The 14,752-nt window shown below is 37.5% G+C and carries 15 protein-coding genes; 3 read left to right on the forward strand and 12 right to left on the reverse strand.

Going from position 1 to position 14,752, the window contains the following annotated elements:
- Positions 1 to 72 precede the first annotated feature (72 nt).
- The 3 genes from D1Z92_RS12165 (at position 73) to D1Z92_RS12175 (ending at position 2,566) form a co-directional block, all read left to right on the forward strand.
- Positions 73 to 447, forward strand: coding sequence for a TIGR04086 family membrane protein (locus tag D1Z92_RS12165; RefSeq protein WP_128895949.1), 375 nt, complete (start codon positions 73 to 75; stop codon positions 445 to 447).
- A gap of 470 nt (positions 448 to 917) precedes the next feature.
- Positions 918 to 1,733 (forward strand): phosphatase PAP2 family protein, encoded by an 816-nt coding sequence (locus tag D1Z92_RS12170; protein WP_128895950.1) that lies wholly within the window; start codon positions 918 to 920, stop codon positions 1,731 to 1,733.
- A 152-nt stretch (positions 1,734 to 1,885) separates the two neighbouring features.
- On the forward strand, positions 1,886 to 2,566 hold the full coding sequence (locus tag D1Z92_RS12175; RefSeq protein ID WP_128895951.1) for a sulfotransferase family 2 domain-containing protein: 681 nt from the start codon (positions 1,886 to 1,888) through the stop codon (positions 2,564 to 2,566).
- A gap of 146 nt (positions 2,567 to 2,712) precedes the next feature.
- Here the strand turns inward: D1Z92_RS12175 and yajC are convergent, their stop codons facing one another.
- The 12 genes from yajC to D1Z92_RS12235 form a co-directional block, all read right to left on the reverse strand.
- A complete protein-coding gene (gene yajC / locus D1Z92_RS12180; protein WP_128895952.1) occupies positions 2,713 to 3,018 on the reverse strand; it encodes a preprotein translocase subunit YajC in 306 nt (101 codons plus the stop codon).
- A 36-nt stretch (positions 3,019 to 3,054) separates the two neighbouring features.
- Positions 3,055 to 4,188, reverse strand: coding sequence for a tRNA guanosine(34) transglycosylase Tgt (tgt, locus tag D1Z92_RS12185; RefSeq protein WP_128895953.1), 1,134 nt, complete (start codon positions 4,186 to 4,188; stop codon positions 3,055 to 3,057).
- 52 nt (positions 4,189 to 4,240) lie between these two features.
- The gene (queA, locus tag D1Z92_RS12190; protein WP_128895954.1) at positions 4,241 to 5,293 is read right to left on the reverse strand and encodes a tRNA preQ1(34) S-adenosylmethionine ribosyltransferase-isomerase QueA; all 1,053 of its coding nucleotides are present in this window, start codon (positions 5,291 to 5,293) and stop codon (positions 4,241 to 4,243) included.
- Positions 5,294 to 5,300: 7 nt separating this feature from the next.
- Positions 5,301 to 7,331, reverse strand: coding sequence for a SpoIID/LytB domain-containing protein (locus tag D1Z92_RS12195; protein WP_128895955.1), 2,031 nt, complete (start codon positions 7,329 to 7,331; stop codon positions 5,301 to 5,303).
- Positions 7,332 to 7,746: 415 nt separating this feature from the next.
- On the reverse strand, positions 7,747 to 8,751 hold the full coding sequence (ruvB, locus tag D1Z92_RS12200; protein ID WP_128895956.1) for a Holliday junction branch migration DNA helicase RuvB: 1,005 nt from the start codon (positions 8,749 to 8,751) through the stop codon (positions 7,747 to 7,749).
- Between the two features lie 16 nt (positions 8,752 to 8,767).
- On the reverse strand, positions 8,768 to 9,373 hold the full coding sequence (gene ruvA / locus D1Z92_RS12205) for a Holliday junction branch migration protein RuvA (RefSeq protein WP_128895957.1): 606 nt from the start codon (positions 9,371 to 9,373) through the stop codon (positions 8,768 to 8,770).
- A complete protein-coding gene (ruvC, locus tag D1Z92_RS12210; protein ID WP_128895958.1) occupies positions 9,366 to 9,872 on the reverse strand; it encodes a crossover junction endodeoxyribonuclease RuvC in 507 nt (168 codons plus the stop codon). The genes ruvA and ruvC overlap by 8 nt, the downstream gene beginning before the upstream one ends.
- Before the next feature lie 226 nt (positions 9,873 to 10,098).
- Complete coding sequence (locus D1Z92_RS12215; RefSeq protein WP_128895959.1) at positions 10,099 to 10,374, reverse strand: hypothetical protein; 276 nt, start codon at positions 10,372 to 10,374, stop codon at positions 10,099 to 10,101.
- A gap of 57 nt (positions 10,375 to 10,431) precedes the next feature.
- A complete protein-coding gene (locus tag D1Z92_RS12220; RefSeq protein ID WP_128895960.1) occupies positions 10,432 to 11,709 on the reverse strand; it encodes an ArsB/NhaD family transporter in 1,278 nt (425 codons plus the stop codon).
- Positions 11,710 to 11,782: 73 nt separating this feature from the next.
- Positions 11,783 to 12,409 carry a BofC C-terminal domain-containing protein gene (locus tag D1Z92_RS12225; protein WP_128895961.1) on the reverse strand — a complete coding sequence of 209 codons (627 nt, stop codon included), beginning with the start codon at positions 12,407 to 12,409 and terminating at the stop codon, positions 11,783 to 11,785.
- A gap of 105 nt (positions 12,410 to 12,514) precedes the next feature.
- Complete coding sequence (locus tag D1Z92_RS12230; protein ID WP_164931603.1) at positions 12,515 to 13,426, reverse strand: LysM peptidoglycan-binding domain-containing protein; 912 nt, start codon at positions 13,424 to 13,426, stop codon at positions 12,515 to 12,517.
- Between the two features lie 273 nt (positions 13,427 to 13,699).
- Positions 13,700 to 14,740, reverse strand: coding sequence for a ketopantoate reductase family protein (locus D1Z92_RS12235; RefSeq protein ID WP_128895963.1), 1,041 nt, complete (start codon positions 14,738 to 14,740; stop codon positions 13,700 to 13,702).
- Positions 14,741 to 14,752 lie beyond the last annotated feature (12 nt).

Raw genomic sequence — 14,752 nt, forward strand, 5'->3', positions numbered from 1 at the left:
TTCGCACAAGTTGTACTAACCTAATCAGCTTGGCATATCATATATTAACGCGTATTTGGAGGTGTCGTAAAAATGAAGACGTTTCGAAATGGGACATCTTACTCATTATTAAGTGGACTTACATTCGCTTTTATTATGCTGCTTTTTATCACATTCATACTCTCTATTGTTTTACGTTTTAGTGCAATGAAAGAAAGCAATCTTGACATTGTTTCTTATTTTGTTCATTTTATGTGCATTCTTATCGGAGGATGGATGTGTGGAAAACGGGTATCAAGTAAAGGGTGGTATTATGGGGGAATGCTTGGCGTACTATACAGCACTGCTATTCTTCTGATTGCTTATCTTGCTTTTGATTCCTTTTCTTCTCTCCATGCAGCACTTATTTCAGGAGTCTGTTTTACTGGAGGCGCTATAGGAGGAATGATAGGCGTAAATTCCAATTGAAACCTATAATAGTAAGTTGAAAAAGACCTTTTGTGGTAAGGCTCCATTCGTTTCCCCCATAAGTTAGAGAGGAATCTAGCTTCTGGGGAATACCCTTACCATTAAGAGTGTCTTTTTATTTATTTTTCTGTTTATTCCTTTTTGTTAATGATATAATTGGTATTTGTGAATTTATATTGTATTACATATATGAAATGAAGAAATGATGAGATACAAGTTTACGCCTCAGTTTCCAGGCGTAAAGGTTGATATTGAAATTTCTTCATCTCATGCATAGTGGTAATAAGTTGATTGAACACGTTCATGCAACTTATTTGATGAAGAAATGATGAGATACAAGTTTACGCCTCAGTTGCCAGGCGTAAAGGTTGATATTGAAATTTCTTCATCTCATGCATAGTGGTAATAAGTTGATTGAACACGTTCATGCAACTTATTTGTCTAAGAAATGATGAGAAGGAGAAGCTGACGTGATTTTATTCGAATCTATGGTTCAAATTTCTATTTATACTACGATAACGACCATTTTATTTTTACTCATTTTCCTGAAGCAACAACCTATTCCTATTGTGTGGAATTTTATTTCGATGCTATTTACTTCTAAAAAGTTTGCTTTGCATTTTGTAGGTATGCTAGTTATTCTATACATCAATAAGTTAGAACTGCAACTGGAAGAACGTTTACAGCTTGATCTAGATTTCACTGAAATGTTCTATAACATCGAAGGTCATTTTGTATCTTGGATTCAATCAGTTTTTGACCATCATATATTGACGGTAGTACTCGTTTTCTTTTATGTTGTAGTTTTCCAGTCGTTACTGGTTACTTCTATTTGTATTTATACGTATACAAAACAATATAAGCTATTCTACGCTTTATGTTATGCAGTCATGTTAAACTACCTTATTGCAATACCGTTCTATTTGTTTTTTCCTATCGATGAAACGTGGGCATTTGCAGCAGCAAATGTAGAGTTTCGTATGCTGGATGTATTTCCAACTTTTGAAGAAACGTATAGAAAGCTTTCAGGACTAGACAATTGCTTCCCTAGCTTGCATACATCGCTATCCGTAACGTTAGCCGTACTCGCTTTTCATTCTAAACAAACATTATGGAAATGGTTTGTCGGTATTAGTGCAGTCATTATCATATTCTCTATATTTTATTTAGGCATTCACTGGCTCCTTGATATGTTAGGTGGGTTAGCACTAGGTACGTTTGCATCCATTACGGGATTAAAACTTGCTAAATTAGATGTACAACTTCCGTTTACTAAAAATAAATAAAGCAAGCATATTGATTGATTCATACTTCAAACGAAGTTCTCCTATCCCAGTTTATCTGGGATTTTTTTATTTTGTCCTTCAGTATAAAGTAGTCCAAGCAATTATTGTACAACAGACATACTCTACATTATGTAGCAATATAGGAGGTGCTAATGATCAGTAACAACATCAATAAAAACCCACTTCTTGTGTTTTGTCATATATCTAAAACCGGTGGAACGACAATGCGAATGTTTTTACAATCAGAATATAGAAACAGCCTCTTTATTAATAACTCCCCAGATCAACGTGTACTAGAAAAAAACATCGAACATTATGACTGTATAGCTGGGCATTTTGGTTATCTATTCTGGGATCAAAAGCATAAAAAAAGCATGATCCCCTCTGACGTGAATCGAGAATTAAAGTATATTACTATGCTAAGAGATCCTGTTGATCGAATGATTTCATTATATTACTACACTACAAGAGGGAGACACAAAGATACCTTTGAACAATTTGTTGATCATCCTCCACCATCATATCCTTTTCGGCACGCAAATTCACAAACATTAATGCTCACTGGTGATGGGACAACAAATATAGATTTGGCTAAGAAAAATGTGAAGGAAAAATTTTTAATCGTGGGTATTATGGAACTGTATAATGATTCATGGCGCTTAATGAAAGAAAACTTAGGTTGGAAAAACAACAAATATACGTTAGCAAATAAAAGCAACCATCCAACACGTGATGACATCCCAAAACATGTTCTTCATAAAATCAAAGTATACAATGAAAAAGATATACAACTATATGAGTATGCTAAAAGTTTGTTGCTATCCAAAATATGAAGATACTATGCATCATAAAGAAGATACTATGCATCATAAAGGATAGCAACTTGAACTATAAGAAAATAAAAAAGTCGGATAGCCCATTCAAGCTATCCAACCTCTTTACCTTGCAAAAATAAAACACATGTTTTGCCTATGTACTATTAAGAAGAACTTTGAGAAGCAACATTGTTAATCGCAGCACGATCAAACGTCACCTTTGTTGCATCGTTAATGCGTAACACAACAGTGTCATCGTCTATCTCTAAGATCGTACCGTGAATTCCTCCAATCGTGACAACTTTATCCCCTTTTTCCAAATTAAGAAGCATCATATTACGCTGCTTCTGTTTCTTCTGCTGAGGACGAATAAGTAAAAAATAAAATATAACCACAATAAGGATAAGTGGTACGAATGATGCGAAGATACTTCCTTGTCCAGTATCACTCGCTAACTCTACGAAGTTCATATATAGTAACCTCCTTCCATTACATATTGTTCAACATTAAAAACCACGCTTATTATCATGGAGACCATAAGCATCGAAAAACTCTTCCTTGAAATCAAGCAATCTGTCTTCTCTTATGGCTTCTCTGACGCGCTCCATTAATTGTACCAAAAAATAAAGGTTATGGTAAGTCGTCAATCGAACTCCGAAAATTTCATCTGCTTTCAAAAGATGTCTAATATATGCACGGGAATAATTTTTACAAGTGTAACAATCACAGTTCGGATCAAGTGGTCCGAAGTCTTTTGCATATTTTGCATTACGGACGACCAATCTTCCCTGGCTTGTCATCAATGTACCATTACGTGCAATTCGTGTAGGTAATACGCAATCAAACATATCCACGCCTCTAATTGCACCTTCAAGTAGAGCATCTGGTGAGCCTACTCCCATTAAATATCTCGGTTTGTGCGTCGGCAACAATGGAGTCGTGAATTCTAGTACTTCGTACATGATATCTTTGGGTTCCCCAACGCTCAGTCCACCAATAGAATAGCCTGGGAAATCCATGGAGGTTAAGTCCGCGACGCTTTGTCTCCGTAAATCTTCATGCATTCCACCTTGTACAATGCCAAATAAAGCTTGATCGTGCTTTCTTTCATGATGATTCAAACAGCGCTCAGCCCAACGGCTTGTACGTTCTGTGGATTGTTTGACATAATTATAATCTGCTGGATAAGGCGGACATTCATCAAAAGCCATCATAATATCGGAACCAAGTGCATTTTGAATTTCCATTGCAACTTCTGGTGAAATAAATAATTTATCTCCGTTAAGATGGGAGCGGAATGCCACCCCTTCTTCTGTTATTTTTCGCATTTCACTCAGACTAAATACTTGAAATCCTCCACTATCTGTTAAAATAGGTCGATCCCAGTTCATAAACTTATGTAATCCACCAGCTTCACGAATTAGTTCATGCCCTGGTCTAAGGAATAAATGATACGTGTTGCTTAGTATGATTTGTGCCTTGAGTTGTTTCAAGTCCTCTGGGCTCATTGTTTTTACTGTCGCTTGTGTTCCTACAGGCATGAAAATAGGTGTCTCAATTTCTCCATGCGGAGTATGTAATTTTCCAAGTCTAGCTCCTGATTGTTTACATGTCTTGATTAATTCATAACGTATGGCCATGTTATTTCCTTTCCCCTAACAAAATAATGTCGATTCTTGAAGCTCTATACTTTTAAAAGATGAACATCGCATCTCCAAAGCTAAAGAAGCGATATTGTTCTCTAATGGCTTCTTCGTAAGCATCGATAACGAGTTCTCTACCAGCAAATGCACTAACCAGCATCACTAACGTGGATTTCGGAAGATGAAAATTAGTTAAAAGTGCATCTACAAGTTTAAATGAATACCCGGGATACATAAAGATATCTGTAGATCCGCTCATTTCTTTAAATGGTTCACCTTGTAGCTTAGACGCAACCGTTTCTAACGTTCTACAAGAAGTAGTCCCAACCGCGATGACTCGTCTTGATTGCGATTTTGCATCGTTTAATATAGCAGCTGTTTCTGCTGGAACATGGTAATACTCGGAGTGCATTTCATGCTCTTCTACTGTATTTGCAGACACAGGACGAAACGTACCTAGCCCTACATGCAGTGTGACGTATGCAATATGTACCCCTTTGTTTTTAATTTCCTCTAGTAACGCCGGAGTGAAGTGTAGACCGGCAGTAGGTGCTGCTGCTGAGCCTGCTTGATCTGAAGCAGCATAAACCGTTTGATAGCGCTCACGATCTTCTAGCCTCTCTTTAATATACGGAGGCAGTGGCATTTCCCCTAGTTGATTTAGAATAGCTTCGAAATCGCCCTCGTATGAAAAACGAAGTGTGCGTAGTCCCATTTCCTTTTCTTCTGTTACTACCGCTGTCAGCAGTGGTGACTGGCTTTCTTCTATACCAAAATCAATGATCGTTCCGACTTTAAAACGCTTTGCAGGTTTAATGAGTGCTTCCCAGCTGTCTTCTTCCACGTTGCGTAGCAACAAGCACTCCCCATGAGCCCCTGTCTCTCTCTTTTTCCCGTACAGTCTTGCAGGTATGACTCTTGTGTTGTTTAACACAAGCACGTCACCCTCCTGCAAATAATCGATAAAATGAGCAAATGTATCGTGCTTCATTTCTTTTGTCGTTTTGTTCAGCGCAAAGAGCCTAGCATGTGTCCTTTCCTGTAGAGGTTTCTGTGCAATTAATTGCTCTGGTAAGTCAAAATCAAATAAATCAACGTTCATGCTATTCTCATCCTTTTTTAATTTCCACACCTTGGTAGTAGTATTGCAAAATATATTTGTAGTCATACCCTAAATCAGCAAACTGTTTTGCTCCATACTGAGACATTCCTAAACCGTGTCCAAATCCTGTTCCTACGAATTGATATTGATCACTTTGTGTTTTGACACTAATGTTTTCGTCCGCATCCATGACAAAGAACGTTTCGTCATACACCTCAACTTTTTCTCCGTCACCATTCAAAGCAACCATGCTAGAACTAGATGATTTTGTTGCTTGTCCATTCCCTGACATAACGTAATACTCACCCATGTTTTCAATTTCAAACCTTGTACTACGTAATCCTCCGAACACTGTTCTATAGTAATCAGGATACTTGACTTCCAATACGTCACCATTCAACTTTATTTCTGTTACGCGACCGGATGTACCTCGCTTAGATACTTCTAAGGAAGAAATGCTGGATATGTTTTCATCTGTTGCATCTTCAATCATAAGTGCTAATTGATCTTCGCTATAAGGGCCATAGATCCAGCTATATGCATTGGACTCCTGTACTGTATCTAAAACGATCACCTTTTCCCCAAGTTGCAATTGATGAATAGGTGCATTACTTTCAGCAACAAAAGGTGCTGGTCTTACGTTTACTGCACTAGTATTGGATTGATATATTGGTAAACCAATATTATTGTTTTTACCTGAACTGGTGAGCAACTCTGTACTTGTATAGCCTACCGTTCCATTCTGTAGCACGATGCGGTGCCATTCTCTTACTCTATCGCCTGCACTATCATCTGGACTAGCTACAGGAGTAAGATAAGGTATGTCAGATTCCCAGACTTCACTTGGATCAGAAGTCATACCACCAGCATTAGAAGAATAGAACGGCGTAATCATTTTATCAGAAGATGCATCCACAAGCACTTCCCCTTCTGTCATTTGTACGGACTGAATGGAACCTGTTGTTTCTGCAGTAACTCCAGAATAGGCCTGATCCCTTGTCGTGTCAGATACGTTAGCAATATCATACTTCACCCCTTGCATTAAAGCATACGTACGAGCAGAAACTGCTTGTGCTTTCAACGCTTCAATAGGCCAATTACCGTACATTTCACTACCAACGACAGAATATAAATACTGCTCAATTGGAAGTACATTGACTAGCGCTAGTTCATTCTTATATGTAGACAGCTCCATCATACCTCGGTATTGTCTACCATTTTTCTCTATTACTTTTATCGGATCCTCACTACTAACTTGCATCTTCGTTGCATCCGAATAAAAATAATGATCCCTTGCTATTCCACTGCTGATTGTCGCATCATCTTTTATTAGAATATAAGCATCTGATGTGGACACCGTTTCTATGTTGGTAGAACTATCGATGTTTTTCACATTGGACTTCAACTGTTCTAATGCGTTGCTAGAAGATTCTTCTCCCAGAAAAACAGTATAACCGTTTGCATTGCTGGATACAAACATTCCAGCATAGGCAGGTATACCTTGTTGCTGCCAATTTGCAGCAGCTTCTTTTGCGCTAGAAGCGGTAGTATACTCTCCAGCTGCAATATGATAGTTTCCTGCAATATCAATACTACTTAATGAAGAAGTAGTAGATTGTATTTTTTCTTTCATTTTTTTTGCATCTTCATACTGTGAATATGATCCACCGTATACCGTATAATTACTTTCGCCATTCGCTTTAGAAATCAAAATATATGTATGATCTGTTTGGCTTTGTAGCGTTGTTTTCCAACTTACGGCTTCGCTGTAGTCGGTTGTGGAAGGTAATTTCAACGTAAATACATCACGACTACCTTTTATCATACGATCTGAAATAAAATAGCTTTCATTTTGGACAGAAGATACTGTCAAGTTACTATCTGCACTTAACGAAACGGTTGGCACGCTTTCAATATCAGCAATATATAAAGCAACTTCGATTTCATCCGTCTCAGCAGCATTTGTAGCTGATAAATTAAATACAGCAACACACACCAATACGAAAATAAATAGTAATTTTTTGTTTACTCTCCACATAAATATTTACCTGCCTTCCTTAGATGCATTGTATCTTATTTTTATTTAAATAAAGATGAGAAATAATTGAATATAAGTTTACGCCTCAGTTGCCAGGCGTAAAGGCTGTAATATTGTAATTTCTCCATCTTATGTTTAGCGGTAATAAGTTGCTTGAACTTTTTTCTTCAACTTATATTTAAGATTGAGAAATAATAAGTATAAGTTTACGCCTCAGTTGCCAGGCGTAAAGGCTGTAATATTGTAATTTCTCCATCTTATGTTTAGCGGTAATAAGTTGCTTGAACAAGTTCATTTAACTTATATAGACTCTATTTTTTTGTAAAAGTTGCAGTTCTGACATAAAACTACACACAAAAATATAGGGTTCGACAAACAACAAACAATGTGTCACCATCGAATCCTATATTGAAAATTATTTGCGTTCTGGCGGCTGCATCCCTAAATGTTGATAAGCATGAGGCGTAACCATTCTTCCTCTTGGTGTGCGTTGTAAGTAACCGATTTGCAGCAAGTACGGTTCATATACATCTTCAATCGTCTGACTTTCTTCGCCAATTGTCGCTGCAATCGTATCAAGTCCAACAGGTCCGCCTTGAAAGGATTGAATAATCGCATGCAGTAACTTGTGGTCAATATGGTCTAGGCCAATATCATCTACTTGTAATAATGCTAAAGACTGTTGTGCCATTTCAAGCGAAATAATGCCGTCCCCTTTTACTTGGGCAAAGTCTCTTACTCTCTTCAACAATCTGTTAGCAATCCTTGGCGTTCCCCTCGAACGCTTTCCTATTTCTTCTGCTGCTACATCATCTATTTGTACTTGCAAAATATCTGCGGCTCTGTTCACAATAATCGTCAATTCTTCTATGGTGTAATACTCCAAACGAGATAAAACGCCAAAGCGATCTCGAAGTGGTGCAGATAACAATCCCGCTCGAGTTGTAGCTCCTATTAAAGTAAACGGAGGTAAGTCCAACCTCACCGAGCGAGCGCTTGGACCTTTGCCGATAATGATGTCTAACGCAAAATCTTCCATTGCAGGATACAGTACTTCCTCCACCGTTCGATGTAAGCGATGAATTTCATCAATAAACAATACATCGCCTTCTTGCAAGTTAGTCAAAATAGCTGCCAAGTCACCTGGTCGTTCTATCGCTGGACCTGAAGTCGTACGAATATTTACACCCATCTCGTTGGCAATAATGTTAGATAACGTTGTCTTCCCAAGTCCAGGTGGTCCATACAATAAGACGTGATCCAAAGCCTCGTTCCGCTGTTTTGCTGCTTCAATGTATATCTCGAGATTTTGTTTCGCTTTAGATTGACCGATGTATTCACGAAGTGAACGTGGACGTAAGCTTAATTCCACCGCTTCGTCTTCCATCATCAAATTAGCTGAAATAATGCGCTCATCCATGACTTACTCTCCCTCCTTACCCTTGATGAAGCTGTTTTAATGCCAACTTTAAGACAGCATCTACACTGTCGTCTGCTGTCACTTGATGCTCTATCTTCTGCCAGATCATATCTGCCTCATCTCTAGAAATACCTAACGATTGCAGGGCCTCTTTGGTTTCGAAGCTAAGACTAGTGTCAGCAACCGTGCTCATACTTGAAATGTTGGTATCTGTGCTATCCATAGCCACCTCAGGCAGTTTGCCTTTCAAATCTAAGATCAGTCGTTGCGCAGTTTTCTTTCCTATGCCAGGCAATTTCGTCAACACAGTAATATTTTCTTGTTGAATGGCAGTAGTAAAGGAGTGAGGATTCCCAGCTGCTAATATCCCTACTGCTACTCGCGGTCCTACGCCGTTCACATCTAATAGTTTTCGAAATAGCTTCTGTTCTTCTCTTGATGAAAAACCAAATAAATGCATAGCATCTTCCCTCACATGGTGATGCGTATACATCGTCACTTGACTATGTAATGTGAACTGAAATGGATTGGGGCAAAAAATACGATAGCCTATTCCTTGTACTTCTACTACGATATAATCTTCCTCAATGAGAAGTACTTCACCTTTAATAAAATCAATCATTTCTCCATACCTCATTCATTTTCATTTGCAAGTGAGAAGAATGGGCATAACAAATGGCCACAGCCAAAGCATCCGCAACGTCGTCTGGCTTAGGTACTTCTTTCAAATGAAGTAGCATTTTGACCATCTCCTGCACTTGCTTCTTTTCCGCTTTCCCATATCCTACAGTAGATTGTTTGACTTGTAGTGGGGTGTATTCTGCGATTTTCAGTCCTTTTTGTTCAGCGGCTAGCATAAGCACACCCCGTGCCTGCGCAACTGTAAAAGCCGTTGTCACATTTCGATTAAAAAATAATTTCTCAATTCCCATCGCATCAGGCTTATATTTATCGATAAGCTGTATGGTAGCATCATAAACTTGTTTTAACCGCAAAGCAATATCGGTATGTGCTTCTGTTTGGATAGATCCGTATTGAACCGGAGTGAGCTTACTCCCTTTTTTATCTATAATTCCAAAACCAACAATAGCGATACCAGGATCTATACCAATAATTCTCAATCTATTTCTCCCCTGTCTTTTCTAACTCAAGCGAACATATGTATCAAAATCCATTATATCAAATATAAGCTTAACATCAAACTTGGAATTCATCGTTTTCTTTTATTCGTTGCTTCCTTTTTGCACCTTATATTATTGGTTTGAACTCCTTTGTATAAAAAGAAAGACCCAAAAGATTCACAAGAAAACTTTTGGGTCACTGTATATCATGTTCATTCATCTTATTTTACCATTTCAAGCTTTGAATCAATTGATGCTGGAATAAAAGAAGAAGAAAACTCACGTACATATCATTGCGAACGATAATGTGGTACTCGTTTTCCTTATTGTGTGTATAAAATAAAACATCGGTATGTATATCATTATTTTCGAAAAAATAACGTACCTCTAACAACTTTTCACATAGTTCCTCTTTTATGATCAAAATAGTAAACTCATGATCATTTCCATTCTTTTTTTCTTCTATCGTCAAGTCTTCAGTATTGTATTCGTAAGTAAGCAAGAGAGTAACTCCTTTACGATATATTAGATGTTATATTATAAACATGTACGCATACTGCTAAAACAAATAGCGCAAATAAATATAAAACGTTGCGATCACTATAGATAAAATCATTAATGGAAAACCAATAAGCAGGAACTTTACAAACGTGATATGATGTCCTTCCTTTGCAGCTAAACCAGCGACAATGACATTGGCACTTGCACCAATTAAACTTCCGTTACCACCGAGACAAGCTCCTAATGCTAGACTCCACCATAGTGGTTCAATATTTTCCATGCTGTATCCCATCTCTTGAATCATCGGAATCATCGTTGCCACAAATGGAATGTTGTCCACAAAAGCAGAGGCAATCGCACTCATCCATAAGATCAACATGGATGTCACAGTCAAATCCCCACCTGTAAACGCTAACGCTTTGTCTGCTAGCAAACTAATGATTTGTGTTTCAATTAAACCAGATACAAGGACAAATAATCCGATAAAGAAAAAGATCGTCGTCCATTCCACTTTTTCTAATGCATCTTCTATATAAGATTCTCCTACGAGGTACAATAAAATAAACGCTCCTGTAATGGCAATCACAGAGGATTCGATATCTAAAATAGAATGCAAGAAAAACCCGATAATGGTGCCTGCTAATACAATCATACACTTTAGCAGTAATCTTTTATCCGTTATTTCATCAGCTGCATCTAGATTCATAATACTTTTCTTAAGCTTGTCCGTTGTCTTCACTTGCTTACGATATAAAAACGCTAAGATAGCAATCGTAATGATCATAATGAAAATAGCAATACCCGCTAGATTGATAATAAAATCGATAAAATCTAATTCCTCTACTTTATTCCCAATCATAATGTTGGGAGGATCTCCAATCATGGTTGCTGTACCACCAATGTTAGATGCAATAATTTCTGAAATTAGAAATGGAAGTGGGTTCACTTGTAGTTGCCTTGTAATGCTAAATGTAACAGGAACCATCAGTAACACTGTTGTTACATTATCCAAGAAAGCGGATCCTATTGCGGTAATCAAACTCAGCGCTACTAATATTTTTAAAGGGTGACCACCCACTTTTTGAGCGGATACAATCGCTAAATATTTAAACAGACCTGTTCTTGCTGTAATAGCGACAATGATCATCATCCCTGTCAGCAAACCCAACGTGTTGAAATCAATATGATGCAATGCCCCCTCATAATCTACAATTCGGAAAACGAGCATGGCTGCTCCACCCAACATGGCAATGATCGTGCGATGAATTTTTTCAGAAATAATAAAAGCATAGGTAATTAAAAATATAGCTATAGCAGTGTAAGCCTGCGTTTCCATGCCTATTCTCCTTTATATGTATACAGCATATTGATGTAAGCTTGATGTTTAATGTCATCAAACTGTTTCATGTTTATTGAAGGTATTGTATAGCATAATCGCTAAATGTAGAAAGTACGCTGTTGTATTCATCAAAATCACGAATCCGTATGCCGTGATATAACTGTTGCATTGTCTCTCTAGGAACACTACTCTCTAAATACTCAATATCAATTTGAAAAAATGTTTGAATAATGTTATTTCCACTAGGCTTTCCTTGGAACAAGCTTAAATTTCCTTGCTCGTCTAATCCTATATAAGCATGTTGTTTACATGTAGGAGATAAGTCGGCAATCTGTTCCATCACAACAATATGATCATCACGTAAATGTAATAGCTTCCATGTTTTTTCGTCCGCTAGTAGTGCAAGGATATCTTGTCCTTTTTTAGGACCCAAAAAAGTTTGTTCTTCTCCACATAAATATTTTTTTTGTAAAGTCACATCATACGTTGTTTTTTCATCTATCATCTGTGTGTCATTGTTTGTGACGACATTCACATCATTGATTTGAGATTGAAAAACAGGAGAGGCTTCAGGTTTTAAAAATATCACCCAAGTAGCTGAGATGAAGCATAAAAGAAGAATGATGCCCCCACCTAAAACTAGCTTATTAGACTTTCGATATATTTTTTTTATTTTACGTAATATGTTTAAAAACATGTTTGTGACATCCCCTTCTATGAGTTACACATCAACGATGCATTAGATAAAATACAACCTTGCTATTTTGTATTATTAACCATTACAGAAGGGGATATTCAATTTTCAAATATGACCTTTTCCTTTGTATGCCTGACGCTTTTTTCTTGCTGGTGTCTTCCGCTTTTTCTTCACGCTGACCTGTTTACTGGTTGCATTGCTTTCCGGCTGCTCATCTTCATCAGGTTCAAATTCTCGTACACTTTGAGGGTCATACCCTAATATACTCTCCACCACTTCTCTTGACGTTAGGTATGGTTGCATCATCCCTTGCATGGATTGCATAGGCTGCATCATCCCTTGCATCGGAAACATTGGACCACCTTGTTGATAAGGTTGATACGTATTGAACACCGATGCAGTACCTGGATAGTAACCATAAGGGTTCTGTTGATATGGTTGGAATCCGTGATAAGCATGTTGCATATATTGTTGATGTTGACAGTCCTCACACCCACAACCACAGGAAGAGGAGTGATGATGTGGAGTAGTGTACTCTTGAGCCTGAAATGGATTGACATGATAAGGCTGAGCATAATTTGCATGGGTTCCAGCTTGAGCTTGCTGCTTACGTGATGTATCTTGTTGATCATTTTGATTTTGAATAGACGTTTGCTCTTCTTCATCTAGCTGAGGTACATCTGGAAGATCATAGAAATTCATCACTTGATTTTCCTCCATAAATGATGTGGACAGTGATTCATCTTTTTCTTTTTTAAATGCATCTTCCCCCTCATGATTCGATGCTTTGTCCTCTCTAGTATGAATTCCCACTTTCTGTTCTATAAACATATCTTCATTTATATTAACGTTATGAAATTGGCTTTTCTTTTGACTAATAAATATTTTAGTGCCTGGTTCCAATTCATCCATCATATAAAGCTCTGGGTTTGCTTCTTTAATCTGTTCCACGTCTACTTCGTACCTTTCCGAAATAGATTGAAACGTATCCCCAGGTTTTACAATATGAATCTTCACACTTATTCCTCCCTTTCTATATCCTCATTTAGTACAGTCTATGCATCTGCCTACAATTTGACATCAAAAAAATAAAAAGAATAAAAAAAAGAACATGCCTCACGTACAGCACCCCAAAAGTAAGTGTTAAAAACTAACTTTTAAGGAGCGTATCGCTTCCATGCTCTTTTCCTTTTCCTAAATAGATAAGTTGGAGAAACAAGTTCAGGCGTAAACTTATATCGTTATTTCTTCAAACTATATCTTATATATCTTGTTATAACTCTAAAACTGCTATCCTTTTTTCATTTGTATTTGTATGCGCTTCCATACTTCCTCTTCAGTAATAGGCTGAAAAGGTACTTCCTTAAATTTCTCCTGACACATGTCGTACACTGCTCTATTGTATGGTGCTTTGTGTCCAACTTTGTTCGCCAGCGCTATAAAATGACCATTCAATGATTCTAATTCTGTCTCACTTCCCTTACGCTGCAACACATCTTGACCCATGCTACTCAGCACCATTTTAGCTAAATTTTTCTTGAATATGCTATTTGTCATAAAGTCAGGTAGTTTAACTACGACGGTCATCGTTCTCCACGAAGGCATGCCGCCTAGTCGACATTCCTTATATCCCGAAGCTTTTACAATTTGTACTCCTTCGTATAGTAAGTTCGTTAGTATTTTTTTAAATAAAGAAAATTCCGAAATTTCACGATATTTATGCCCTACTAATGTGGTAAAGGAATTCGTTAAATTAATAATCATTTTAGAATAAGCAGCATCTTGCAAGTGATCCGTTGCTACTGTCTCTACGCCTAGTTGAAAATAACTAGCGACTTCTTTCAGTTCTTCCTGTAGTGTATTATCTGGTGTACCTAATATAAAAGGGCCTTTTTTTTGATACCCAACCATGCCTGGCTCATCTAACCATGCATTGTAGCCAACGACACCATAAATGATTTTTTTAAAATACTGAGGGAGTATGTCTTGATTTTGTATGCCATTTTGCAATGCGACGATAATGGGATCGCCTTTGATGTTATCTTTTATTAATTTAGCTACCCCATCCAAACTGTAATTCTTCACAGCAATAATGATGATATCTGCGTTATCTATTTGAGTTATATCACTTAACCCTTTTACATGTACGAGGGGAGTTTGCTCCTTTTCCCCTTCTAAATAAGCTTGTAAACCATGCTCTTCGATGCGACTTATCACTTCTGGCTTATCCAATATGTAAGTTTGATCATGATGTGGAACCATCCATGCAGCTAGTGATCCTCCTACAGCTCCTGCTCCAAAGATCACCACTTTTTTGTGTTGGATACTCATATCATCCACTCC

Origin of the sequence: Longirhabdus pacifica, assembly GCF_004115085.1 — a bacterium.
GTDB lineage: Bacteria > Bacillota > Bacilli > Paenibacillales > DSM-105158 > Longirhabdus > Longirhabdus pacifica.